The organism is Allosalinactinospora lopnorensis, from assembly GCF_000981225.1.
Classification (GTDB): domain Bacteria; phylum Actinomycetota; class Actinomycetes; order Streptosporangiales; family Streptosporangiaceae; genus Allosalinactinospora; species Allosalinactinospora lopnorensis.
In genome coordinates this window covers 62,257-84,811 of the sequence record NZ_LAJC01000005.1, presented here as the reverse complement: position 1 = coordinate 84,811, position 22,555 = coordinate 62,257, and the positions used below count along the sequence as shown (strand labels likewise).

The window sequence follows — 22,555 nt, the reverse complement described above, 5'->3', positions numbered from 1 at the left end:
GGTGTTGACGAGCATGTGTCAAAACGGAAAGGCGGGGTACGGCGTGCCTGATAAGCATACCGCCGACTCTCAGCGGTACACCGGGCCGAGACCCGATCGAAAGCGGGCCCGGAACCCGCTCAGACCAAGGAGATGTTCCTTCCGACCATGAGCACCAGCAACGAGACGACACCCGACGACAACGTGGACTTTCCCGCCAACCAGGTGGAGGAGGCGCTCGATCTGGCGCTGGCCCAGTCCCGCGAGGAGGATCCCGACAGCGAGGGCGACGAGAGCGGCGCCGTTACCACCTTCATCACCACACTGCGCGACGGCGACCTGTGGGTCCCGCTGCCGCAGGGCTCCGGAACGCAGGAAGACGGCTCCATCGCCCTGCCCACTCTGGAGCTGGAGGGATCCACGTTCGTCCCGGCGTTCACCTCGGAGTCGCAGCTGAGTACGCGCAGCGCGGAGTTGCCGTTCACCGTCATCGCGACCCGTGAACTCGCCGGCGCGCTGCCCGAAGGGGTGGGACTGGCGTTGAATCCGGGGAACACTACGGGGGTGCCCATCTACCCGGAGACCGTCGCTGTCCTGGCCGGCCAATAACACACGCGACGTCGGCGCCGGCCAGGAGCCGCACAACCCGCCAGGCCGGGCGGTGTTCTATGTCACAGGAGCGCCCGACCCGAGGCGGTCGAGCATCCTGCGCCCAGCAGGAGAATCCGTCTCGGTCTGCCGCCATGTGCTGTTCTTTTCCCGCGCCGGGACTATCCAGGAGCCTGTCACGCACGTACGATCTGCGATAAGCGCTTACCGCAATACCGTCGTGACATCGGCGTGCTTCCCCCAGTGACCGGCCCTGCCGGCGCCGCGCTCCGCCGACGCGCTCCGGACATACCGGATGCCTGTCGACGTACCGGGATCCGGTCTCGGTCAAAGACGCGTAAGGTGGCGCCGAGCCGATTGCCCACCCGGTTATCCTCATTCGTGAGCCGCACGCCAGGAGGTCGAGGTCCTCAGCAGATGAATGCCGTCTCCCCGATCTGCCTCACCGACCTCGTCCCCGCCCTGCACTGGAGCAGACCCGGCGACGTCGCTCCCGTATTGCGGCATTCCCGGCTTGTCGACGGTTGGTGGCGCTCGCTCCCCCTCCCCCGGGTCGTCGACATCGCCGGCCCTGCCTGGCTCTCCTACTCCCTGGCCCGCCTCGCTATCGAGCACTGGGAGCACCTCAGGCTCACCGAGTTTCTGCCGTCGCTGCAGGAGATGACGGTGGATCTCGACGAGATCGCCGAGCCGGTCCGAGGCGCCATCCTCGCCACCGCCGGCGACTGGGACCGGCTGATCACCGCCACTCCCACTGCCATGCGCGCGTGGGGGTTTCCCAGCGACTGCGGCGACGTCGACGTGATAAGCACCGTCATGTGGCGTGCCGTGCACCCGTTCACCCGCGATACCACCGGAGCCCCACTGCCTTCGCCCGCGCTCATGATCGAGGCGGTGCGGACCGTCGCCAACTGGATGCCGGCCTCGGCCCCGCCGCACGTGCACAACGCCCTCGCCTATCTGACTTCGGCCACCGGGGCCGACTCCACGAACACGACGGGGTCCGCTGACCCTGTCGCGGCCGGGGATCCCTCCCAGGAGCACCCGCCGCAGAGTCCGGCGACCCGGGCCATCCGCACCCTGAGAGCACTACGTGCCCAGCGCGACGAGGAGCAGCCGCCGAACACCGAGGCGGCACCGGAGAGCCGGCAGCAGAGCGCCGCCGCCGATCCCAGCGGGCCCGCAAGACGCTCCCGGAGCCCGTTGATGGGGCCCGACCGGACCCTGCGCCGCCCCGCCTTCGGCAGGCCCAAGGAGACGCGCGCGGAGGGCGCAACGGAGCAGGAAGCCGCCGCGCCGGCTCCCGAGCTCGGCGAGCACCCCCTTGTCGACCTGCTGGAGGAGTTGTTCCGCAGCTGGGAGAACCTGGAGCGCACCGTCGCCGCCGAGCGGCTCTTCGCCACCGATCCCGTCAGTATCCGCGTGCTGGCCGACCAGCTCCGGGTGGACGTCGGCGAGATCCGCAACGCCCAGCGCAGCGTCGAGGAGCGGTTGCTGCAATGGCTGAGCTCCCCCTCGGGCACTCCCATCACCGAGCACCTGCGCGAGCTGTCCGAGCGGCTCGGCGCCGCCGCCACGATCGACCACCTGATCAACGCGCACCCGGACCATCCGGTGGAGGTCCCCTCCCTGGGCACACCGCTATGGCGTGTCCTCATCACCCTGTTCACCGACCGGCGGCTGCACAACGGCTGGCTGGTCAGCGACGATCCGCACCTGCTGCGCTGGAAGACCCGCGAGCTGCTCGGCGACGCACCCGGGCTCACCGACGCCGGGATCCGGCTGGGCCGGCTCGGAATCCGGCAGCAGGCGCTTCGCGCGTGGCTGCTGAGCACTCCCGGGGTGACCATCCGCGACGGCCATGTGCTCGTCGACCCCTCGACTCCGATGGAGACCCCCGCGCAGGTTCCGGCCTACGGCGGGAACGCCGACCTGGCCCCGGAGACCTCGGGCACGACGACCGCCAACGGGCTGCCGATCCGGCGCCGCCCGGACGTGGCGTATTCCCACCAGGAGGAGCCGGCACCCCAGGAGCAGGTTCCCGTGCCCGGCGTCGCCACATCGGCGCGGTGCTTCCGCGCGCCCGACGGCCGGTGGTGGCACCGCGTGGACGTCACCGCCGACCACCTCAACGGGGCACCGGTCACCGTACCGCCCGGCTACGCCACACACCTCGGCCTGCAGCCGGGGCGTCTGCTCTGCCTCACCGCTCCCGGAGCGGACCTGCTGGTCCTGGTCTGGCGCGACCAGCCGGCGTTTGACTCGCTGCGCCCGTTGCTGCGGCGGCTCTCGGCCCAGCCCGGTGACCGGGTGTTCATCACCGTCCAGAACGACCGCCTCGACGCCCGCCGGCTTCCCGCCGCCGACCTCAGCGATTACGGGCCCACGAGTAAGGCGCTCCACCTCATCGGCTACACCGCCCCCGCTTCGACCGAGGAGGCTCTGCGGATCATCAGCCACCGTATCCGCGAGGACGAGAACGACTCCCCCGTCACCACGCAGACGCTCATGGAACTTCTCGCCCAACGGGGAGACGACGACATCATCGAGGAACTGCGCCCCAGTCTGTACGCGACGCACTGACGGCGCGGCCGCACCGGAGACACGAGGAAGGGGCTCCTGTTCCCAGGAGGCCCCTTCCTCGTGCAGATCCGCGGCGGAATCAGACGTTGAAACCGAGCATGCGGAGCTGGTCCCTGCCGTCCTCGGTGATCTTGTCGGGCCCCCACGGCGGCATCCAGACCCAGTTGATCTTGACCTCGCGCTCGAACTCCTCCAGCGCGCTGCCGGCCTGATCCTCGATGACGTCGGTCAAGGGGCAGGCCGCGCTCGTGAGTGTCATGTCGAGGGTGATGACGTCACCGTCGACATTGACACCGTAGAGCAGACCGAGATCGACGACGTTCACCCCGAGCTCGGGGTCGATGACGTCCTTGAGCGCTTCGCTGATCTCCTCGTCCAGGGTTTCCTGGCCCTGTTCAGGCCCGGTGGCGGGGGTGGTGTTGCTCTCTGTCATGAGGCGCCCTCCAGTCCGTCCCCGCCTCCGCGGGGCTCGCTCTGCATTGACTGCACGGTCGCGTCCTTCCAGGCCATCCAGGCGAGCAGCGCGCACTTGATACGGGCAGGGTATTTCGACACCCCGACGAAGGCCACGGCATCCTCCAGGACGTCCTCGTCGGGTTCGCCCACGCCCTTCGAGTGCATCATCTCGGTGAACTCGTCGAGCACCCGCATGCTCTCGTCCACGGTCTTGCCGATCAGCAGGTCGGTCAGCACCGATGCGCTGGCCTGGCTGATCGAGCACCCCATGCTGTCGTAGGAGACGTCGCTGACGGTGGCCGAGCCGTCGAGCGCGTTCTCCGGCGACGGCGTGAGCGTGACCCGCAGCGTCACCTCGTCACCGCAGGTGGGATTGATGTGGTGCGCCTCACCATCATGCGGCTCCCGCAGCCCCTTGTTGTGCGGGTTGCGGTAGTGGTCCAGGATGATCTCCTGGTACATCGCGTCCAATCGCATCGTTAGAACTGACGCCCCTTCTCACGCACCGGGACCGGTGCCGAAGAACCGCTGAGCCGCCTTGATCCCCTCGACCAGCGCGTCCACATCGGCGAACGTGTTGTACAGGTACAGGGACGCCCTCGTGGTGGCCACCACGTTGTAGCGGCGATGCAGCGGCCACGCGCAGTGGTGCCCGACGCGCACCGCCAGTCCCTGGTCGTCCAAGACCTGTCCGACGTCGTGCGGGTGGATGTCCTCCACGACGAAGGAGATCGTCCCCCCGCGGGCCTCGCCATCCACCGGACCGATGATCCGCACCCCGTCCAGCGCTCCGACCTGCTTGAGCGCGTATCCGGTGAGCGCGTGCTCATAGGCCCGCACATTCTCCATACCCACTGCGCTCAGGTAGTCGCACGCCGCCGCCAACCCCACGGCCTGTGGGGCCATCGGAACGCCGGCCTCGAAGCGCTGCGGAGGATCGGCCCAGGTCGCGCTGTCGATGTACACCACACCGATCATGGAACCGCCCGTGATGAACGGCGGCATCGCCGCCAGCAGCTCCGGTCGGCCCCACAGCACACCGATCCCGTTGGGCCCGAGCATCTTGTGCCCGGAGAACACCAGGAAGTCGGCGCCGAGTTCGCGGACGTCGACCGGCATATGGGGTACCGACTGGGCGGCGTCGAGCAGCACCAGCGCACCGAACTCGTGCGCCTTCGCGATGACGGTCCGGACCGGGTTGACCGTGCCGAGCACGTTCGACTGGTGGGCGAGCGCGACGATCTTGGTGCGCTCGTTGACCAGCTCGTCCAGGTTCGCCAGGTCGAGACGCCCCTCGTCGGTCACGGAGAACCAACGCAGGGTCGCGCCGGTACGCCGGCACAGCTCCTGCCACGGCACCAGGTTGGCGTGGTGCTCCATCTCGCTGACGACGACCTCGTCGCCCGGCCCGATCCGGAAGCGGGCGTGCTCCTCCCCCGCTGTGGCCGAGTTGCTCATGGCATAGGCGACGAGGTTGATCGCCTCGGTGGTGTTCTTGGTGAACACCACTTCGTTGGCCTGTGCTCCGATGAAAGCCGCGATCGTGGCCCGCGCGGCCTCGTAGCCGTCGGTGGCCTCCTCCGCGAGCTGGTGCGCTCCGCGGTGCACCGCCGCATTGTGCCGCTCGTAGAATTCACGCTCGGCGTCAAGGACCTGCCGGGGCTTCTGCGAAGTCGCCCCGGAATCGAGATACACCAACGGACGCCCGTCGCGGACGGTCCGGGACAGGATCTCGAAGTCCTCCCGGAGCTTCTCCGCGTCGAGCAGCCCGAGCTCGCGTTCCGTCACAGTTAAGCGCCCGCCTTCACGAACCGCTCGTAGCCTTCGGACTCCAGCGCGTTGGCCAGCTCCGGGCCGCCGGACTCGGCGACACGGCCGCCGGCGAAAACGTGCACGTAGTCCGCCTTCACGTAGTTGAGGATCCGGCTGTAGTGGGTGATCAGCATGACACCCACATCGGTCTCGGTCTTGGCCCGGTTGATGCCCTCGGAGACGACCTTCAGGGCGTCGACGTCCAGGCCGGAGTCGGTCTCGTCGAGGATCGCGATCTTCGGCTTGAGCAGTTCCAGCTGGAGGATCTCGTGCCGCTTCTTCTCACCGCCGGAGAACCCCTCGTTGACGCCGCGGGAGGCGAAGGAGGAGTCGATGGCCAAGCCCTTCATGGTGCTCTGCAGCTCCTTGGAGAAGGTGCGGAGCTTCGGGGCCTCGCCGCGCACCGCGGTGACGGAGCTGCGCAGGAAGTTGGACATCGACACGCCCGGAACCTCGACCGGGTACTGCATGGCGAGGAACAGCCCGGCGCGGGCGCGCTCGTCCACGCTCATCTCCAGGACGTTCTCGCCATCGATCAGGATCTCGCCATCGGTGACCTCGTACCGGGGGTGCCCGGCCACGGCGTAGGCCAGCGTGGACTTGCCCGAGCCGTTGGGGCCCATGATGGCGTGGGTTTCGCCCGAGTCGATGGTGAGGTCGACGCCCTTCAGGATCTCCTCGCGCTGCTCGGCGCCAATGAGGACGTCGGCGCGCAGACCGCGGATTTCGAACTTGGTCATCTTCGTATCAGCCTCAAGAGTTCTGTTCGTTCAGCGAGACGAGGACGTCGTCGCCGTCGATCTTCACAACGTACGTGGGTACCGGCGTTGTCGCCGGCGGGTTGATCGGCGCCCCGGAGCGGAGGTCGAAGCAGGAACCGTGCAGCCAGCACTCGATGGTGCCGTCCTCGACCTCGCCCTCGGACAGGTTCACCTCGGCGTGGGAGCAGATGTCGCTGACGGCGAACACCTCCCCCTCGCTGCGCACCAGCGCCACCGGGGTGTCGTCGATCTCCACGCCGAGCACGCCCTCCTCGGGGATGTCGCTGAGCGCGCAGACCTTGACGAATTCGGTGCTACTCATGCAGGGCCAACTTCTCCTCGACCTCGTCCATGATCCGCTCGCGCAGATCCGGAAGCTCGATCCGTCCGATCAGCTCGGCGAAGTACCCACGGATCACCAGGCGGCGGGCCTCGTCGGTCGGAATCCCGCGCGACTGGAGGTAGAAGAGATGGATGTCGTCGAGCCGGCCGCTGGCGCTGGCGTGCCCGGCGCCCTCGACCTCGCCGGTGAAGATCTCCAGGTTCGGGACCGAGTCGACCCGGGTGCCGTCGGTGAGCACCAGGTTGCGGTTGTGCTCGTAGGAGTCGGTCCCCTGGGTGCCCTCGCCGATGATGACGTCGCCGATCCACACCGCGTGGGCGTCCTCGCCGCTGAGCGCGCCCTTGTACTCGACGCGGCTGCGGGTGTTGGACACGTTGTGGTCGATCAGCGAACGATGCTCGTGGTGCTGCCCCTCGCCGGTGAAGTAGAGCCCGTGCAGCTCGGCGTCGCCGCCGCGCCCGACGTAGCGGACGCTCGGCGAGATCCGGACCAGGTCGCCGCCGAGTGTGATCATGAAGCTCTTGAACCGGGCGTCGCGGCCGACCTTGGCGTACTGGTGCGAGACCTGGACGGCGTCGCGGTCCCAGTCCTGCAGGCTGATCACGGTCAGCTGTGCGCCGTCCTCGACGACGAACTCGACGTTGTCGGAGTAGGTCGAGCTGCCGCCGTACTCCAGAACGAGGGTCGTCGACGAGTGGCTCTCGGCACGCACCAGGACGTGGCCGTAGGCGTCGCCCTCCTCGACCCCGGTGATCTTGACATACACCGGCTCGGAGACCTGGACCTCCTTGGGCACCGTGACCACCGTGGCCTCGGTGAACGCGGAGTAGGCCAGAGCGCTGACGCGGTCGCTGGGCAGGAACGAGGTGCCCAGGCGGGCGTCGTCGCGGGCGACGGTCTCGACCGCGACCTCCTCTGGCGCCCGGGTCTCGACCTTGACGGCACCGCCGACGGCGTCGCGGCCGTCGTGCAGTCCGCGCATGCGGCGCAGCGGCGTGAAACGCCACTCCTCCTCGCGCCCGCTCGGCACCGGGAAGGCGTCAACGTCGAACGAGCCGTGGGTGTCGAGTCGGGAGATCGGGACATCCCCGCCGTGGGAGTGCTCCTTGACTCCGATATTCGGGCTGGCCATCCTTAACCAACCGCTCCTTCCATCTGCAGCTCGATGAGCCGGTTCAGTTCCAGCGCGTACTCCATGGGCAGCTCGCGCGCGATGGGTTCGACGAACCCGCGCACGATCATGGCCATGGCCTCGTCCTCGTCCAGGCCCCGGCTCATCAGGTAGAAGAGCTGGTCCTCGCTGACCTTGGAGACGGTGGCCTCGTGGCCCATCTCGACGTCATCCTCGCGGATGTCGTTGTAGGGATATGTGTCGGAGCGGCTCATGGTGTCGATGAGCAGCGCGTCGCACTTCACCGTGGACTTGGAGTGGTCGGCGCCCTCCTGGACCTGGACCAGCCCCCGGTAGGACGCGCGGCCGCCTCCGCGGGCCACCGACTTGGAGATGATGGTCGAGGAGGTGTTGGGCGCGCAGTGCACCATCTTGGAGCCGGCGTCCTGGTGCTGGCCCTCGCCGGCGAAGGCGACCGACAGGGTCTCGCCCTTGGCGTGCTCGCCCATGAGGTAGACGGCCGGGTACTTCATGGTCACCTGGGATCCGATGTTGCCGTCGATCCACTCCATGGTGGCGCCCTCGTAGGCCACCGCCCGCTTCGTCACCAGGTTGAAGACGTTGTTCGACCAATTCTGGATGGTCGTGTAGCGGCAGCGCGCGTTCTTCTTGACGATGATCTCCACGACCGCCGAGTGCAGCGAGTCGGTCTTGTAGATCGGCGCGGTGCAGCCCTCGACGTAGTGGACGTAGGCGCCCTCGTCGACGATGATCAGCGTCCGCTCGAACTGGCCCATGTTCTCGGTGTTGATCCGGAAGTAGGCCTGCAGCGGGATCTCGACGTTCACGCCCTTGGGCACGTAGATGAAGGAGCCGCCGCTCCACACCGCCGTGTTCAGCGCGGCGAACTTGTTGTCGCCTGACGGGATGACCGTGCCGAAGTACTCCTCGAAGAGCTCTGGGTGCTCCTTGAGGGCGGTATCGGTGTCGAGGAAGATGACGCCCTGCTCCTCCAGGTCCTCGCGGATCTGGTGGTAGACGACCTCGGACTCGTACTGCGCGGCGACACCGGCGACCAGACGCTGTTTCTCCGCCTCGGGGATCCCCAGCTTGTCGTAGGTGTTCTTGATGTCCTCGGGCAGATCCTCCCAGGACTGGGCCTGCTGCTCCGTGGAACGCACGAAGTACTTGATGTTCTCGAAATCGATCTTGGAGAGGTCGGCACCCCAGTCGGGAATCGGCTTCTTCTCGAAGAGCCTCAGCGCCTTGAGGCGCCGCTTCTGCATCCACTCCGGCTCGTCCTTCTTGCCGGAGATGTCGCGGACGACCTCCTCGCTCAGGCCTCGCCGAGCAGAGGCTCCGGCCTCGTCGGAGTCGGCCCAGCCGTACTCATATGTACCGAGCCCTTCGAGCTCGGGGTGCGCGATAGACGTCATTACGCGGATCCTCCTGGACTCAGACGTCCTCTGTATGGCGTTGCCCGCCGTCGCCTGGGCTCTGGCAGGTCTTCATCTCATCGGTGTTGATGTCGCGGGGAGTGACGTGTGTGGTGCACACGCCGTCGCCGTGGGCGATGGTCGCGAGCCGCCGGACCGGGGTTCCCAGCAGCCGCCCGAACACTTCGACCTCGGCCTCGCACAGTTCCGGGAACTCGGCGGCGACGTGCGCGACCGGGCAGTGGTGCTGGCAGAGCTGCTCACCGCCGCCCGGCGCCGGTGCCTCCCCCGCCGACGCCGCGTAGCCGTCACTGGAAAGCGCCTCGGCGAGCAGCCGGACCCGCTGCTGGGGCCGGACCTGCTCAAGGAGCGGGCGGTACCGACGTTCGAGGTCGGCCACCTGGCGCCGCGCGAACTCGGTGACCGCCTCGGGCCCGGCCTTCTCGGCGAGGAAGCGCATGGCGCTTGAGGCGAGGTCATCGTATCCGTGGACGAAGGCGTCCCGGCCGGCCTCGGTGATGGCGAAGACGCGAGCTGGACGGCCCCGGCCGCGGCGCCCGTGCGGCCGGGCGTCGCGCGCCTCGACCATGCCCTCGTGCATCAAGTTGTCAAGATGGCGGCGGATGGCCGCCGGCGTGAGTCCGAGCCGTTCCCCCAGCGTGGACGCGGTGATCGGACCGTGTTCCAGGATGAGCCTGGCCACGTGCGCCCTGGTGCCGTTCTCGGCGCCGCGCTCGGGACCCGCGGGCACCCGGGCCACGCCCGATGAGGCGTCCCCCGCTGCTCGCTGTCGACCGCTCACCTTTTTCACAACATCAGTGTGACGTAATTCAGTCCCCCCTGGCAAACCGCGACGCATGTCGTGGGTCACCCAGGCAAGGCTTTCCTTACAGGGAACTCATCGCCGATTCCCTTCGGACCGGGTCGGGAAACGCGGCGCAACACCCCCTTATATCCCAAACTCTAAGAGGGGAGTCTCGTATTCCGGGACAGATCAGCGCTTCCGTTCCGGGCGCCGCGGAGAGCGGCAGCGCGCCCAACAGGTCCCAGGGTGACGACACGGCCCCGTTCCCCGCGCCCCATGATCAGTGGCGCCCACCACCCAGTACAGGGTCCCGCGAGCCCGCCCTACACTCTTTAATCATGGACACCGCCGCGGTCGAGGTAACCGACTTGATCAAGCGCTATGGCGACACCACCGCCGTGGCCGGCCTGTCCTTCACCGCACCGCGCGGCGCGGTGACCGCGCTCCTCGGCCCCAACGGCGCAGGCAAGACCAGCACGATCGAAATCTGCGAGGGATTCCGCCGCGCCGACTCCGGACGCGTCCGGATACTGGGGCTCGACCCCGACGCCGACTCCGCCACGCTCAAGCCGAAGGTCGGCGTGATGCTGCAGGCCGGAGGCGTCCCCACCAGCGCCCGGGCCGGCGAGTGGCTGCGCCTCATGGCCTCTTTCCACGCTCACCCGGTTCCGGCGCAGGTACTGCTCCAGCGGCTCGGCCTGACATCGGTGGCCGGCACGCCGTTCCGCCGGCTGTCCGGCGGCCAGCAGCAGCGGCTGTCCCTGGCCGCCGCCGTGATCGGCCGCCCGGAACTGGTCTTCCTCGACGAACCGACCGCGGGCCTCGACCCGCAGGCGCGCATGGCGACGTGGGACCTCGTCACAGAGCTGCGCGACGCGGGCGTCGGGGTGGTACTCACCACCCACCACATGGAGGAGGCCGAACGGCTCGCCGACCATGTGGTGATCATCGACCACGGCCGGGTGGTCGCCAACGGCAGCGCGGGCGAGCTCACCGACGCCCAGCAGGAACTGCGCTTCCAGGCCGAGCCGGAACTCGACACCGAGAGCCTGCTGGCCGCGCTGCCGCCCACAAGCCACGTGGCGGCCCACCCCAGCGGGCAGCGCACCCGGTACGTGGTCGTCACCGAGGCGCCCGGCGGGCTCGGCCCGGGATTCGTGGCCACCGTGACCACGTGGTGCGCGGCCAACGGCGTGCTGCCCGAGGAGCTGCGCGTGCAGCGGCGCACCCTCGAAGACGTCTTCCTCGAACTCACCGGTCGGGACCTCCGAGATTCATGAGCGACCCCAGCACACCCAAAGCACGCTCCACCGCGACGTTCGCGCCCGCGCCGGGAGCGGCGCCACTGTGGCGCATGGTCGCCTCCCAGGCGTCCATGGAACTGCGCGTCCTGCTGCGCAACGGTGAGCAACTGCTGCTCACCATGGTCATCCCGGTGCTGCTGCTGGTCGGATTCAGCGTCACCGAACTGCTCGACTTAGGCGATGCGGCACCGGTGGACTACCTGACCCCCGGCATCATCGCGCTGGCGGTCATGTCCACCGCTTTCACCGGGCAGGCGATCGGCACCGGCTTCGAACGCCGCTACGGGGTGCTCAAGCGGCTCGGCGCGACACCACTGTCGCGCTTCGGGCTGCTGGCGGCCAAGACACTCGCGGTGCTCGGGGTGCAGGCGCTGCAGATCACGGTGATCTGCGGAGTCGCGCTCGCCCTGGGCTGGGCGCCCGCCTCCGGGAGCGTCGGCGCCCTCTACGCCATGACGCTGGTCCTGCTGGCCACGGCCGCGTTCAGCTCGCTCGCCCTGCTGCTGGCCGGAACCCTGCGCGCCGAAGCGGCCCTCGCCGCCGCCAACCTCATCTACGTCGTCCTGCTCGGTCTGGGCGGTGTGATCTTCCCCGTGGACCGCTTCCCCGCCTTCCTGCAGCCGGTACTGGAGGCGCTGCCCATCACCGCTCTCGCCACCGGCCTCAGAGCCGTACTGGCCGAGGGAGCCGCCCCACCGCTTCTCCCCCTGCTGGTCCTCGCGGTCTGGACCGCCGCCGGCGCGGCCCTCGCCAGCCGTTTCTTCCGGTGGGAGTAAGCCCGCGGCCATCGGCCCCCGGCAGGGGAGACACGGGCCGCGGCGTCAGCACCGCCCCCCTTGGCCGGACCCGCCGCTGACCATCACGTGACCCATGGCGCGGCCACAGCGCGCCCTTTAAAGTGTTCCGGAGTCGAGCCGCCGGGGTCTGCGTGGCCGGGGCCGACCAGCTCGTTCTGGTCAGCCACGACGGCGTTCACTGGGGTTTTCCGACCGGTCGGCCTGAAGGGAACGAGAGCATCGAGGAGACGCTCCACCGGGAGATGCGGGAAGAGGCGTGCGTTCACGTGGTCAGCGCCCGGCTACTCGGTTTCGCCCGCGGCGAGTGCGTTGAGGGGCACGAAGAGGGCCTGGTACTTGTTCGGTCCTACTGGCGGGCCGAGGTCGAAATGGAGCCTTGGGAGCCGCGATTCGAAATCGCGCACCGCCGGGTCGTCCCGGGGGCGCAGGCCGGGGAACACCTCCGGGATCCGGACGGCGCGGCGACGCGCATCTCGTTACGCGCGCTCGCAGAGGCGCGCCTGGGGTGAGCGGACGTGGGCTCGCGGCGGCTGCCCGGACGGCTCTCGGCGCGGATCGGCCCCCTCCGCGGTGGCGTTCGCGGCGAGGCGGGGCGTACGCCAGTGCGGGTAAGCGTGCAGGTGCCGCCGAGAACGACGTTTGGACGGAACGCCTAGTCGTCCCGCTCCACCGGGCAGGTCATGCAGTGCGGACCGCCTCGCCCCCGACCGAGCTCACTGCCGCTGACGGTGACGACCTCGATGCCGTTCTCGCGCAGGCAGGTGTTGGAGGTCATGTTGCGCTCGTAGGCGATCACCACGCCGGGCTCCACCGCAAAGACGTTGCATCCATCGTCCCACTGCTCGCGCTCCGTGGAGAACACGTCCTGGGTGGGAGTGAGCACCTTGATGTCGTCGAGTCCGGCGGCCAGCGCGATGGCCCGGTGCATGTCCTCCGGCCGATGATCGGTGACCTTGAGCTCCTTCTCGTTGTCGCCCGGCTCGATCGTGTAGGACGGGAGCATGCCAAGCCCCGCGTACTTGGTGAACACGCCGTAGTCCACGTTGGTCATCACGGTGTCGAGGTGCATGACCGAGCGGGCCTTGGGCATCCAGAGGCCGAGGATGCGGTCGGCGCCGCCGCGGGCGAACAGCTCGCGCGCCAGCAGCTCGACCGCCTGGGGCCGGGTCCGTTCGCTCAGCCCCACCAGCACCGACCTGTTGCCGATGGGCATGACGTCGCCGCCCTCGATGGTCGCCGGCGCCCAGGCCCGGCCGGGGTTCCACACCTCGAAGTCCGCGCTGGCGAACAGCGGGTGCCAGCGGTAGACGGCCTCGTAGTGGATGGTCTCCCGGCGGCGCGCCTTCTTGCGCATGGGGTTGATCGACACCCCGTTGTACAGCCAGCAGGAGGTGTCGCGGGTGAAGATGTGGTTGGGAAGCGGCGAGAGCACGAAGTCGTCCATGCCGAGCGTGTGGAACCAGACCGACCTGGGTTCCTCCATCCGCTCCAGCAGTTCCCGCTTGGTGATCCCGCCGATGAGGAACCGGCGCAGCGTGTCGTCCGCCATCGCCTCGAAGGCGCTGCGGATGGAGTCGATCGCCATCGGCCCGTAGAACCGCTCGTCCAGCAGGTTGTCCAGGATGTAGGCCTTGGCTTCGGGAATCTCCAGCACGTCCTGGAGCAGCTCGTGGAAGAGGTGTACCCGGACCCCGCGGTCGCGCAGCTGCTCGGCGAAGGCGTCGTGCTCCTCCCGGGCGCGTTTCGCCCACAGGACGTCGTCGAAGAGCAGTTCGTCGTTGTTGGACGGGGTGAGTCGCTTGAGCTCCAGATCCGGGCGGTGCACGATGACCTGGCGCAGTCGGCCTACCTCGGACGTCACCGAAAATCCCATGCTTCCCCGGCTCCTCGCGCGGTTTCGGACTTCCCGGAGCATTCCCCGCGAATCCCCGCCGGAACCGGCCCGGCGGCCTTCGGGACCGGGCCGTACCACCACGGGAGACATAGGATGGTCGGCTGTGAGTGCGACTCCTCTGGCCAGCTCCCCCCATGTGCCCCTGCGGTCGCGGGTCGCCGGCGGCGCCGCCCTGGTCCGCACCGCCGGCGACTCCATTCCGCCCGCCGGGCTCGTCCTCATCGGGATCCTCTCCGTCCAGGCCGGCGCCGGGGTGGCGAAGAACCTCTTCGCGGTGCTGCCGCCCAGCGCCGTGGTATGGCTGCGCCTGCTGACCTCCGCCGCCGTCCTGCTCCTGCTCGTCCGGCCGACCGTCCGTGGCAGGAGCCGCGCCGACTGGCTGGTGGTCGTCGGCTTCGGCCTGGCCCTGGCCACCATGAACCTCGCGATCTACGAGTCGTTCGCGCGCATACCGCTCGGGATCGCGGTGACGATCGAGTTTCTTGGGCCGCTCGCGGTGGCCGTGGCCGGCTCGCGGCGCGTACTGGACCTGGCATGGGTGGCCCTCGCCGGACTGGGCGTGCTGCTGCTCGGCCGTGGGGACGTGGCCCTCGACCCGGTCGGAATCGGCTTCGCGCTGCTCGCGGCGACGGCGTGGGCCGGCTATATCCTGCTCAGCGCCGCCACGGGACAGCGCTTCTCCGGGACCTCGGGGCTGGCCATCGCCAGCGTGGTCGGCGTCCTGTTCATCGGCCCGGCCGCGGTGGCGCAGGGCGGTCCGGCGCTGCTGGAGCCGAAGTTGCTGCTTTTCGGCCTGCTCGTGGGTCTGATGTCCTCGGTGGTGCCCTACTCGCTGGAGATGCAGGCGCTGCGGCGGATGCCGCCGCGGGTGTTCGGGATCCTGATGAGCCTGCAGCCGGCCGCGGCCGCCCTGGTGGGGATGGCGCTGCTCGCCGAGTTCCTGTCGGCCTCGCAGTGGCTCGCAGTGGCCTGCGTCATCATCGCCAGCGCCGGCGCGACCCGGGCTCAGCGGCGCCCGGAAAAAGGGGAGCAGGCCGGCGGCGGCACGGCGGGGTCCGAGCGCGACGGCGGCTGACGCCCGGCCGGTTTCCGTGCCCCGATCCGCCGGCGTGCGGCGCGGCGGGCCGGAGCGGCCGGTCACGACTCGGCCACGTCACTCTGGATGGCGAGTTTGAACTGGGCGTGCACGACACGGGCCTCCCCCTCACCGTTGTGGCGCACCCGCAGTCCCAGCGGTGTTCCGGGGGACACGAAGATCTCGTGGTTCTTGGCCAGAAACTGGCCGCCCGGGTTCGCCGCATGGTCCTCTGTGCACGTGGTGTCGATACCGTCCGCGAGGTCCAGCGGGTCGCGCGCGTACTGGTCGCGGACCTCGGTGTAGTCCCCCTCCTCCCAGTGGATCATCGCGCTCAGGGTGCCCCACCCTTCGGCGGCGGGCCAGATCAGCCGGACCGCTCGTCGGGGTATTCGGAGCGCTCACCGTCGGGCTGCTCGCTGGGGTGCATGTCGTGCCCGTCGTAGCTCTCGGAACCATAGGGGAAGCGGAGAAGGTGGTACTCGCCGTCGCCGGGGATGGTCTGGGTCTCGTCGACGATGAGGGAACACACGTACACGGTCATGGGGCGATCCCGAGGGGTTGTCGAACGGTTACGGAACGTCGCCCCATCTAACCCTGCCGCGACGCCCCTGTCACGAGGTCCTGCTCATTTGACTACTCCGGCCCCGTACCGCGAACCGGCACCGCAGTTCAAGGGGCGGAGCGACCTCTACTACAGTTCGTCGTATGACCGGTTCCCCACCTGTGCTCGCCGCAGGCGACATCGTGTTTCTCAACCTGCCGCTATGGGCGTGGCAGGTCGCGTTCTCCGCGGTCGGGGTCCTGGCTCTCGTCCTGCTGGCGAGGACGGCCTGGGAACCGACGACGAACTCACTGCGCTGGTGGGCCCTGGGGAACATCGTCGTCAACGCCGGCATCGCGGTGAGCGGCGCCACCGTGCGGGTCACCGCCTCGGGGCTGGGCTGCTCGGAGTGGCCCAGGTGCACACCCGACAGCTTCGTCCCGGTCGACACCGGGCACACCGCACTGCAGGCCGCGATCGAGTTCGGCAACCGGACCCTGACGTTCCTGGTCCTGGCCGTGGGCGTCATCGTGCTCATCGCCGTGCTGCGGCTGCGCCCGCGCCGCCGCGACCTGATGGTCATGGCCGCCCTGGTCCCAGCGGGGGTCCTCGGGCAGGCCGTGGTCGGCGGTATCACCGTCTGGAGCGAGCTGCACCCGGCGTCGGTGGCCTCGCACTTCCTGCTCTCGATGCTCGTGGTCTTCCTCACCGTGGCGTTCTACGTGCGCTGCCGCGAGCCCCGGGGCGAGCTGCGGCTCACTGTGAGTCCCCTCGCCCGTAGGCTCGCCGCGACGCTGGCCGTCCTCGGATTCCTGGTGCTGGTCGCGGGGACCGTCGTCACCGGCAACGGCCCGCACGGCGGCGACCCCGGCGCCCCCCGCTGGGGGTTCGACATGGTCGCGGTGGCGCGGACGCACGCCTGGCTGGCCTGGAGCGTCCTCATCCTCGCGGTCGCCCTGACCGTGCTGCTCACGCGCGCCCGCGCGCCCCGCCCAGTCCGACTCCAGGCGTGGCTGGTTCTGGCCGCGCTCCTCGGGCAGGGGATCATCGGCTACACCCAGTACATCCTCGGCGTTCCCGAAGGGCTCGTGGTGCTGCACGTCCTGGGATCGGCCCTTACCTGGATCGCCATCGCCCGGCTGTACTTCGCCACCGCGGAACGCGTCGCCGTCACCGGCCCTGCTCCCAGCCCTGCGGGCCCTGTGGAGGCCGCTCCCCGCTCCCCTTCGGCCCCTGAACCTCGCCTGCGGCCCGGGCCTGTGTGATGACGTGCGCGAACTCGGAACGCCTCAGGAAACCGGAGTCGGTCGCCCTCGGGGCCCATACCGGGGGCATGGGCTCCGCCGTCCGCCCCAGGAAGGCATCACGCGCGACGTGCATGAGAGCCAGGAGCGCGTCGCGCCGCTCGTCGAAGCCCGGCCGCGCCACTCCCCGAGCCTGGCGCTGGTGCAGTAGCGCCAGTTCGGTGGCGGCCAACTGGTAGTCCTTCATGGCCCGCCTGCCGCGCTGGCCGGCGTTGCGCTGCGCCCACCCCCGTGCCGCACGGCGGCCGTCCATCGAGCTGAGCATCCGGATGTCGGCCGGGGTCACCAGCCCGGTGGGGATGTAGGGCGGCAGGTAAGAGGCGATCGCGCCGACCTGGCGGCGCCGATCCTGCACCGCGATGACGATGATCGCGATGAGCACGAAGAAGAGCAGCAGGTAGGCGACCCCCAGGCCGAGCCAGCCGAAGATCACGGACCCGTTCCAGATCGCGTGCAGCAGCACAGCCCCCACCCACCCGGCGACCGGGGCGAGCAACCGCGGCTTCCCGCGGTTGATGGCCGCGTAGGCGACGCCGATGCCGATCATGGCCGTGTAGAGGGGGTGGCCGAACGGCGCGATCAGCCCGCGCAGCACGAACGTGAAGGCCAGACCGAACAGCCCTTGCTCGAAGAACGAGCTCAGGAAGTACAGGACGTTCTCGGAGAACGCGAACCCGATGGCCACCATGGCCGCATAGATCACACCATCGGTGTAGTCGTCGATCTCCTGGCGGCGCCGCCAAAGCAGGATGAGCAGGACAAGCCCTTTGGCGCTCTCCTCCACCACCGGCGCTATCACGGCCGTGCTGAACACGACACCGACGTCCGGCCCGAACACGGGCACGGCGTAGAGCTCCATGCCTACGGTGTTCAGCAGCAGCGACAGCACCACCGCGACGCCCGCTCCCCAGACGAAGGCGAAGACCAGCATCGACCCCGGTTCGGGCTCCAACCGGTCCAGCAGTAGGATCAGCGGGATCACGATGGCGACGGGAATGGTCGCCGCCACCACGCTGAGCAGGAAGCCGAATCCGCCCGCGACCCCGCCGGTGTCCAGCCCGGCCCACAGGAGGTAGCCGAGTATTCCCAGCGCGCAGAGGACGCAGACGGCGATACCGGCACCTATCGCGGTGGATCGGTAACCGGGCTTATGCCCCTGCAGAATCGCTTTGGTGTCAAGTGCGGGCATGATCTCCGATCGTAGCGCTTCGGCGTCCTGCCGCCGAAGCGCGTTCGGTCCGGGCAACGGACCCGCCGCGCCCTCCGGGCGGACCTCTGCCCCGGATCCCGATGCGGAAAAGCGGGGCCAGCTGGTGCGCACTCCTCGGAACCGTGAACCGGACACCGGCCCGCTCCGTTTCCACCTTTGAGTCGAGTAAGAACCGTGCTCCACCTCGTCGAGCACGGCCAAAGCTTGGAGAGAATCTCCTCATGATCCAGAAAGACGTCGCCGCACCAGCTCCGACCGAGACCTCGACGCCCTATCTGTGGGTCCTGCGCGCGGCCGTGCTCATACACGCGGCTCTGGTGGTGTTCGAATTCGGCACCGCCGGCCAGCTCATCGCGGGGGCCAGCGACATCCTGCCGCTGCACTCCAAGGGCGCGATCATGCTGCACGCTGTCGCAGGCTTCCAGCTCGTGGCCGCGACGCTGTTCTGGCGGCCCGGCCGGGGCTCCGTTCTGCCCCTGATGCTGAGCACGCTCGCGTTCGCACTCGGTTTCCTGCAGGCCTACCTCGGCAGCCACGGCGTGCTCGACCTGCACGTCGTCATGGGAATGACCCTCGTGGTGCTGGTCACGTGGGTGTTCGTCTGGAGCTGGACCTCCTCGGCCCACCGAACCGTGCGCTGACGCAGGCGTGTCCCTGGCCACTGGGGCACACCGCCATGGTGGCCGCGGCCCGGGCCGTGAAGCGACCGATCAGCCGATGACTCCGGCGAGCAGGGGGTCGATGGTGACGGCCGCGAAGAGCAGCGCCAGGTAGGCGTTGGACAGGTGGAAGAAACCCATCGTCCTGAGCTGGGCACCCGAGAGGCCCGACCGCACCCGGTGGAGCAGCCGGTGCGCCTGCACCAGCAGGACCGCGCCCAGGGCGAGGGCCACCGCCGGATAGAAGAGCGTGGTCCCGGCCACCGGCCAGAGGAACACCGACACCGCGACGGTCGCCCAGCTGTACAGCACGCACTCCAGCAGCACCCGGCGCTCCCCCGCCACAACCGGGAGCATCGGGACCTTAGCGGCCGCGTAGTCCTCCCGGTAGCGCATCGCCAGCGCCCACGTGTGCGGCGGAGTCCAGAAGAACACGACGAGGAACAGGATGAACGGCGCCCAGTCCAGCCGGTCGGTGATGGCCGCCCAGCCGATCAGCACGGGCATGCATCCGGCGATCCCGCCCCACACGACGTTCTGCGCCGTGCGCCGCTTGAGCAGCATCGTGTAGACGAAGATGTAGAAGAGGATCGCGAACAACGACAGCGCGGCCGACAACCAGTTCACGAACAGCGCGAACCCGGCCGTCGACCCCGTGGCCAGCACGAGCCCGTAGAGCATCGCACCGCGCGGAGTGACCTGGTCCATGGCGACCGGGCGGCGGCGGGTGCGCCGCATCTCCTGGTCGATGTCGCGGTCGAGGTAGCAGTTGATCGCATTGGCGCTGGCCGCCGACATGGTGCCGAAGACCAGGGTGGCGACCGCGGTCCACAGCGGGGGAACACCGCCGGCGGCCACGAACATCACCGGAATCGTGGTGATGAGCAGCAGCTCGATGACGCGGGGCTTGGACAGCGCGACATAGGCGCGCAGGTAGGCGCGCACGGACGGGGCGTCTCCGGCGCTTCCCGGCCGTGCACCGGCCGACCGCGCCTCACCATCGGCACCATCGGCTCGCGGGTTGGGCGGTCCCTGCTCGGCTCCGTTCAGCAATGCCATCAGGACCGCCGCATCCACGGCCGGAACCGCCATGGCCCGTTCACGGGGCGGCCGCACGGCCCGGATCGCACGGCGGGGAACATCCGCACTACGGACACAGACACGCTGAACCTCAAAGAGTCGGGAATCTTCACTGCTCGCCACATCGGGAACGCGGCTGCTCCTGACGCCACATCGGGAACGCGCATAATCCCGTCAACGACATACTGTAGTACTTACATCAGGGCCCGGTTGACCGGGGGCCGCACCCGCGCACGCCGCAGCGCAGCCTACCGGGACGGGGACACCCACCGCGGCGGGCGGCCCGCGGGGCCGCTGCCACGCGGAGCGGTGGAGCCTCTGCGGCCGGCATCCCGCCCGCCGGCTCGTCCCGCAGGCGGCCAAGAGACATGGTGGCCACAACAAGGTGAGCGATAGGCTCGCACTTGGCCGCACTTGTCGTTTTCCCTGGGCGGCCCTCCGGCCCGCGGAACGGCCATGCGCCAGCCGGTCCCACGGCGATCGCCTCCTGCGTGTGGATCACTCTGGCAGGCCGGCCCAACCATGGATAGCCTCGCATTACCCGGCACGGATGCCCGTGGTGATGAGCTGGATTGCCCGAAAGGAGCCCTGAGCCCGCGTGAACATCGACACCTCGGAAACCCTTGAATGGTCGGAACCCGACCGTCGTGCCGTCGATGTGGTCCGCGCCCTGGCCATGGACGCCGTTGAGAAGGCCGGCTCGGGTCACCCCGGCACCGCGATGAGTCTCGCCCCGGCGGCCTACCTGCTGTTCCAGAAGATCATGCGGCACGACCCGAGCGAGCCGGCGTGGACCGGCCGAGACCGGTTCGTGCTGTCCTGCGGCCACTCCAGTCTCACCCTCTACATTCAGCTCTACCTCGCCGGGTACGGACTCGACATCGAGGAGCTCAAACGGCTGCGCCAGTGGGACAGCCTCACCCCCGGCCACCCCGAGTACGGGCACACCGCGGGCGTCGAGACCACCACCGGTCCGCTCGGGCAGGGCCTCGGCAACGCGGTCGGCATGGCCATGGCCGCGCGCCGCGAGCGGGGGCTGTTCGACCCGGAGTCCGCCCCCGGTGACAGCCCGTTCGACCACTTCGTCTACGCCATCTGCTCCGACGGCGACGTCCAGGAAGGGGTCAGCCACGAGGCGAGCGCGCTGGCCGGCACCCAGAAGCTGGGCAACCTCGTCGTGATCTACGACGACAACCACATCTCGATCGAGGACGACACCCAGATCGCGTTCTCCGAGGACGTGGCGGCGCGTTACGAGGCCTACGGCTGGCACGTCCAGGAGATCGACTGGACCCTGGGCGACTCCTACCACGAGGACGTCGACGCCCTGTACCGCGCCATCCTGGCCGCGCAGACCGAGACCGAGCGCCCCTCGTTCATCCGGCTGCGCACCATCATCGGCTGGCCCGCACCGAACAAGCAGAACACCGGCGCCGCCCACGGAGCCGCCCTGGGCGCCGAAGAGGTCGCCGCCACCAAGCAGGTGCTGGGCCTGGCCCCCGACGCGCACTTCGACGTCCCCGACGGCGTGCTCCGGCACACCCGCCAGGCGGTCGACCGCGGCCGCTCCGCGCGCGCTGTGTGGGAGGAGGCCTTCAGTGCGTGGCGCACCGGCGCCGGGGAACGCGCCGAGCTGTTCGACCGGCTACACGCGGGCAAACTCCCCGAAGGGTGGGAGAACGCCCTGCCGGTCTTCGAGGCCAGCGAGAAGGGCATGGCCACCCGCAAGGCCGGCGGCGAGATCCTCAGCGCGATCGCGCCGATCCTCCCGGAGCTGTGGGGAGGCTCGGCCGACCTGGCCGGTTCCAACAACACCACCCCCAAGGGCGAGCCGTCCTTCATCCCGGAGGAGTACTCCACCAAGGCGTTCTCCGGGAACCGGTTCGGCCGTGTACTGCACTTCGGCGTCCGCGAACACGGCATGGGCGCGCTGCTGAACGGCATCGCGCTGCACGGCCCCACCCGCCCGTACGGCGGTACCTTCCTGGTGTTCAGCGACTACATGCGCCCAGCGGTGCGGCTGGCCGCGCTGATGAAGCTGCCGGTGACCTACGTGTGGACGCACGACTCGATCGGCCTGGGCGAGGACGGCCCCACGCACCAGCCGGTGGAGCACCTCTGGGCGCTGCGGGCCATCCCGGGGCTGGACGTCGTCCGCCCGGCCGACGCCAACGAGACGGCCGTCGCCTGGCGCACCATCCTGGAGAACGGCCACCGCCCCTCGGCGCTCGCGCTGACCCGGCAGAACGTCCCCACCCTCGATCGGGGCGAGCTGGGCGACGCCGAAGGGACCGTCAAGGGGGGCTACATCCTCGCCGAGGCTTCCGGCAGCACCCCCGAGGCGCTCATCATCGCCACCGGCAGCGAGGTCGCGATCGCGCTGCAGGCCCGTGAACGGCTGGAGGAGTCCGGAACGCCCACGCGCGTGGTGTCCATGCCCAGCGTGGAGTGGTTCAACGAGCAGGACGAGGCGTACAGGCAGCGCGTGCTGCCGCCGTCCGTGCGCGCCCGCGTCTCGGTCGAGGCCGGAATCGGGCTGGGCTGGCGCGAGTTCATCGGCGAGGCCGGCGAGACCGTGAGCCTGGAGCACTTCGGTGCCTCGGCCCCGTACCAGACGCTGTACGAGCAGTTCGGTATCACGCCGGACCGCGTCGTCGCCGCGGTACACGCCGCCGTCGCCCGGCTCGGTCGCGAACGGGGAACGACGACCGGGAATTGAGTGTTATAAGGAGGGCCCTTCACCGAACGGGAAGGGCCCTCCTTTACGTTGGGCGCGCGCCCTCGAACCGGCTG

General features: G+C 69.2%; 22 protein-coding genes. 9 read left to right on the top strand and 13 right to left on the bottom strand.

What is annotated here, in order from left to right; translation table 11 throughout:
* Window positions 1-132 precede the first annotated feature (132 nt).
* Together VS93_RS03310 and VS93_RS03305 are read left to right on the top strand one after the other, a co-directional pair.
* Window positions 133-588, top strand: a complete 456-nt coding sequence (locus tag VS93_RS03310) for an SseB family protein (protein ID WP_236700313.1) — start codon at window positions 133-135, stop codon at window positions 586-588.
* A gap of 417 nt (window positions 589-1,005) precedes the next feature.
* Window positions 1,006-3,171: a hypothetical protein gene (locus VS93_RS03305; RefSeq protein ID WP_046468521.1), complete on the top strand. Its 2,166-nt coding sequence runs from the start codon at window positions 1,006-1,008 to the stop codon at window positions 3,169-3,171.
* Between the two features lie 79 nt (window positions 3,172-3,250).
* Here VS93_RS03305 and VS93_RS03300 read toward each other — a convergent pair whose 3' ends face one another.
* Genes VS93_RS03300 through VS93_RS03265 form a run of 8 tightly spaced genes read right to left on the bottom strand, consistent with a single transcriptional unit; the run spans window position 3,251 to window position 9,892 of the window.
* Window positions 3,251-3,604 carry a metal-sulfur cluster assembly factor gene (locus tag VS93_RS03300; RefSeq protein WP_046468520.1) on the bottom strand — a complete coding sequence of 118 codons (354 nt, stop codon included), beginning with the start codon at window positions 3,602-3,604 and terminating at the stop codon, window positions 3,251-3,253.
* Entirely contained in the window at window positions 3,601-4,104 is a 504-nt protein-coding gene (gene sufU, locus VS93_RS03295; protein ID WP_046468519.1) for a Fe-S cluster assembly sulfur transfer protein SufU, read from the bottom strand. The genes VS93_RS03300 and sufU overlap by 4 nt, the downstream gene beginning before the upstream one ends.
* Before the next feature lie 21 nt (window positions 4,105-4,125).
* A complete protein-coding gene (locus VS93_RS03290) occupies window positions 4,126-5,415 on the bottom strand; it encodes a cysteine desulfurase (protein WP_046468518.1) in 1,290 nt (429 codons plus the stop codon).
* 2 nt (window positions 5,416-5,417) lie between these two features.
* The gene (gene sufC, locus VS93_RS03285; RefSeq protein ID WP_046468517.1) at window positions 5,418-6,179 is read right to left on the bottom strand and encodes a Fe-S cluster assembly ATPase SufC; all 762 of its coding nucleotides are present in this window, start codon (window positions 6,177-6,179) and stop codon (window positions 5,418-5,420) included.
* 13 nt (window positions 6,180-6,192) lie between these two features.
* Window positions 6,193-6,522: a non-heme iron oxygenase ferredoxin subunit gene (locus VS93_RS03280; protein WP_046468516.1), complete on the bottom strand. Its 330-nt coding sequence runs from the start codon at window positions 6,520-6,522 to the stop codon at window positions 6,193-6,195.
* Window positions 6,515-7,675: a Fe-S cluster assembly protein SufD gene (gene sufD / locus VS93_RS03275; protein WP_046468515.1), complete on the bottom strand. Its 1,161-nt coding sequence runs from the start codon at window positions 7,673-7,675 to the stop codon at window positions 6,515-6,517. The genes VS93_RS03280 and sufD overlap by 8 nt, the downstream gene beginning before the upstream one ends.
* 2 nt (window positions 7,676-7,677) lie before the next feature.
* Entirely contained in the window at window positions 7,678-9,090 is a 1,413-nt protein-coding gene (sufB, locus tag VS93_RS03270) for a Fe-S cluster assembly protein SufB (protein ID WP_046468514.1), read from the bottom strand.
* Between the two features lie 19 nt (window positions 9,091-9,109).
* On the bottom strand, window positions 9,110-9,892 hold the full coding sequence (locus tag VS93_RS03265) for a helix-turn-helix transcriptional regulator (RefSeq protein ID WP_046468560.1): 783 nt from the start codon (window positions 9,890-9,892) through the stop codon (window positions 9,110-9,112).
* Window positions 9,893-10,233: 341 nt separating this feature from the next.
* Between VS93_RS03265 and VS93_RS03260 the strand changes: the two genes are divergently transcribed.
* From VS93_RS03260 to VS93_RS03250, 3 genes are all read left to right on the top strand, one after another.
* A complete protein-coding gene (locus tag VS93_RS03260) occupies window positions 10,234-11,175 on the top strand; it encodes an ABC transporter ATP-binding protein (RefSeq protein WP_046468513.1) in 942 nt (313 codons plus the stop codon).
* Window positions 11,172-11,975 (top strand): ABC transporter permease, encoded by an 804-nt coding sequence (locus VS93_RS03255; RefSeq protein ID WP_046468512.1) that lies wholly within the window; start codon window positions 11,172-11,174, stop codon window positions 11,973-11,975. Before VS93_RS03260 ends, VS93_RS03255 begins: the two co-directional genes overlap by 4 nt.
* Before the next feature lie 122 nt (window positions 11,976-12,097).
* Window positions 12,098-12,505, top strand: a complete 408-nt coding sequence (locus VS93_RS03250) for an NUDIX domain-containing protein (protein WP_082126582.1) — start codon at window positions 12,098-12,100, stop codon at window positions 12,503-12,505.
* 143 nt (window positions 12,506-12,648) lie between these two features.
* On the opposite strand, the gene VS93_RS03245 is transcribed toward VS93_RS03250, so the two are convergent.
* On the bottom strand, window positions 12,649-13,869 hold the full coding sequence (locus tag VS93_RS03245) for an arginine deiminase (RefSeq protein WP_046468510.1): 1,221 nt from the start codon (window positions 13,867-13,869) through the stop codon (window positions 12,649-12,651).
* Between the two features lie 163 nt (window positions 13,870-14,032).
* Here VS93_RS03245 and VS93_RS03240 point away from each other — a divergent pair, with 163 nt between their 5' ends.
* Window positions 14,033-14,965, top strand: coding sequence for an EamA family transporter (locus tag VS93_RS03240; RefSeq protein ID WP_046468559.1), 933 nt, complete (start codon window positions 14,033-14,035; stop codon window positions 14,963-14,965).
* A gap of 62 nt (window positions 14,966-15,027) precedes the next feature.
* Here VS93_RS03240 and VS93_RS30955 read toward each other — a convergent pair whose 3' ends face one another.
* Together VS93_RS30955 and VS93_RS30950 are read right to left on the bottom strand one after the other, a co-directional pair.
* Window positions 15,028-15,294 carry a hypothetical protein gene (locus tag VS93_RS30955; protein WP_236700312.1) on the bottom strand — a complete coding sequence of 89 codons (267 nt, stop codon included), beginning with the start codon at window positions 15,292-15,294 and terminating at the stop codon, window positions 15,028-15,030.
* A 38-nt stretch (window positions 15,295-15,332) separates the two neighbouring features.
* Window positions 15,333-15,509, bottom strand: coding sequence for a hypothetical protein (locus VS93_RS30950; RefSeq protein WP_236700311.1), 177 nt, complete (start codon window positions 15,507-15,509; stop codon window positions 15,333-15,335).
* Between the two features lie 164 nt (window positions 15,510-15,673).
* Between VS93_RS30950 and VS93_RS03230 the strand changes: the two genes are divergently transcribed.
* A complete protein-coding gene (locus VS93_RS03230) occupies window positions 15,674-16,774 on the top strand; it encodes a COX15/CtaA family protein (protein ID WP_046468509.1) in 1,101 nt (366 codons plus the stop codon).
* Here VS93_RS03230 and VS93_RS03225 read toward each other — a convergent pair.
* On the bottom strand, window positions 16,680-18,002 hold the full coding sequence (locus VS93_RS03225) for a PrsW family intramembrane metalloprotease (RefSeq protein ID WP_046468558.1): 1,323 nt from the start codon (window positions 18,000-18,002) through the stop codon (window positions 16,680-16,682). The genes VS93_RS03230 and VS93_RS03225 overlap by 95 nt on opposite strands.
* A 242-nt stretch (window positions 18,003-18,244) precedes the next feature.
* On the opposite strand from VS93_RS03225, the gene VS93_RS03220 reads away from it, so the two are divergent.
* Window positions 18,245-18,664 carry a hypothetical protein gene (locus VS93_RS03220; protein WP_046468508.1) on the top strand — a complete coding sequence of 140 codons (420 nt, stop codon included), beginning with the start codon at window positions 18,245-18,247 and terminating at the stop codon, window positions 18,662-18,664.
* Window positions 18,665-18,733: 69 nt separating this feature from the next.
* On the opposite strand, the gene VS93_RS03215 is transcribed toward VS93_RS03220, so the two are convergent.
* A complete protein-coding gene (locus VS93_RS03215; protein WP_046468557.1) occupies window positions 18,734-19,741 on the bottom strand; it encodes a heme o synthase in 1,008 nt (335 codons plus the stop codon).
* 619 nt (window positions 19,742-20,360) lie between these two features.
* On the opposite strand from VS93_RS03215, the gene tkt reads away from it, so the two are divergent.
* On the top strand, window positions 20,361-22,481 hold the full coding sequence (gene tkt, locus VS93_RS03210) for a transketolase (protein WP_046468507.1): 2,121 nt from the start codon (window positions 20,361-20,363) through the stop codon (window positions 22,479-22,481).
* Window positions 22,482-22,555 lie beyond the last annotated feature (74 nt).

What these genes read in the sequence shown, in the direction of transcription:
- VS93_RS03300 (WP_046468520.1), bottom strand. Translation starts at nt 3,604, where the DNA reads ATGACAGAGAGCAACACCACCCCCGCCACCGGGCCTGAACAGGGCCAG.
- VS93_RS30950 (WP_236700311.1), bottom strand. Translation starts at nt 15,509, where the DNA reads ATGACCGTGTACGTGTGTTCCCTCATCGTCGACGAGACCCAGACCATC.
- VS93_RS03245 (WP_046468510.1), bottom strand. Translation starts at nt 13,869, where the DNA reads ATGGGATTTTCGGTGACGTCCGAGGTAGGCCGACTGCGCCAGGTCATC.
- sufC (WP_046468517.1), bottom strand. Translation starts at nt 6,179, where the DNA reads ATGACCAAGTTCGAAATCCGCGGTCTGCGCGCCGACGTCCTCATTGGC.
- sufB (WP_046468514.1), bottom strand. Translation starts at nt 9,090, where the DNA reads ATGACGTCTATCGCGCACCCCGAGCTCGAAGGGCTCGGTACATATGAG.
- VS93_RS30955 (WP_236700312.1), bottom strand. Translation starts at nt 15,294, where the DNA reads ATGATCCACTGGGAGGAGGGGGACTACACCGAGGTCCGCGACCAGTAC.
- VS93_RS03280 (WP_046468516.1), bottom strand. Translation starts at nt 6,522, where the DNA reads ATGAGTAGCACCGAATTCGTCAAGGTCTGCGCGCTCAGCGACATCCCC.
- VS93_RS03215 (WP_046468557.1), bottom strand. Translation starts at nt 19,741, where the DNA reads ATGGCATTGCTGAACGGAGCCGAGCAGGGACCGCCCAACCCGCGAGCC.
- VS93_RS03220 (WP_046468508.1), top strand. Translation starts at nt 18,245, where the DNA reads ATGATCCAGAAAGACGTCGCCGCACCAGCTCCGACCGAGACCTCGACG.
- VS93_RS03310 (WP_236700313.1), top strand. Translation starts at nt 133, where the DNA reads ATGTTCCTTCCGACCATGAGCACCAGCAACGAGACGACACCCGACGAC.
- VS93_RS03260 (WP_046468513.1), top strand. Translation starts at nt 10,234, where the DNA reads ATGGACACCGCCGCGGTCGAGGTAACCGACTTGATCAAGCGCTATGGC.
- VS93_RS03255 (WP_046468512.1), top strand. Translation starts at nt 11,172, where the DNA reads ATGAGCGACCCCAGCACACCCAAAGCACGCTCCACCGCGACGTTCGCG.
- VS93_RS03305 (WP_046468521.1), top strand. Translation starts at nt 1,006, where the DNA reads ATGAATGCCGTCTCCCCGATCTGCCTCACCGACCTCGTCCCCGCCCTG.
- sufU (WP_046468519.1), bottom strand. Translation starts at nt 4,104, where the DNA reads ATGCGATTGGACGCGATGTACCAGGAGATCATCCTGGACCACTACCGC.
- VS93_RS03225 (WP_046468558.1), bottom strand. Translation starts at nt 18,002, where the DNA reads ATGCCCGCACTTGACACCAAAGCGATTCTGCAGGGGCATAAGCCCGGT.
- sufD (WP_046468515.1), bottom strand. Translation starts at nt 7,675, where the DNA reads ATGGCCAGCCCGAATATCGGAGTCAAGGAGCACTCCCACGGCGGGGAT.
- VS93_RS03230 (WP_046468509.1), top strand. Translation starts at nt 15,674, where the DNA reads ATGACCGGTTCCCCACCTGTGCTCGCCGCAGGCGACATCGTGTTTCTC.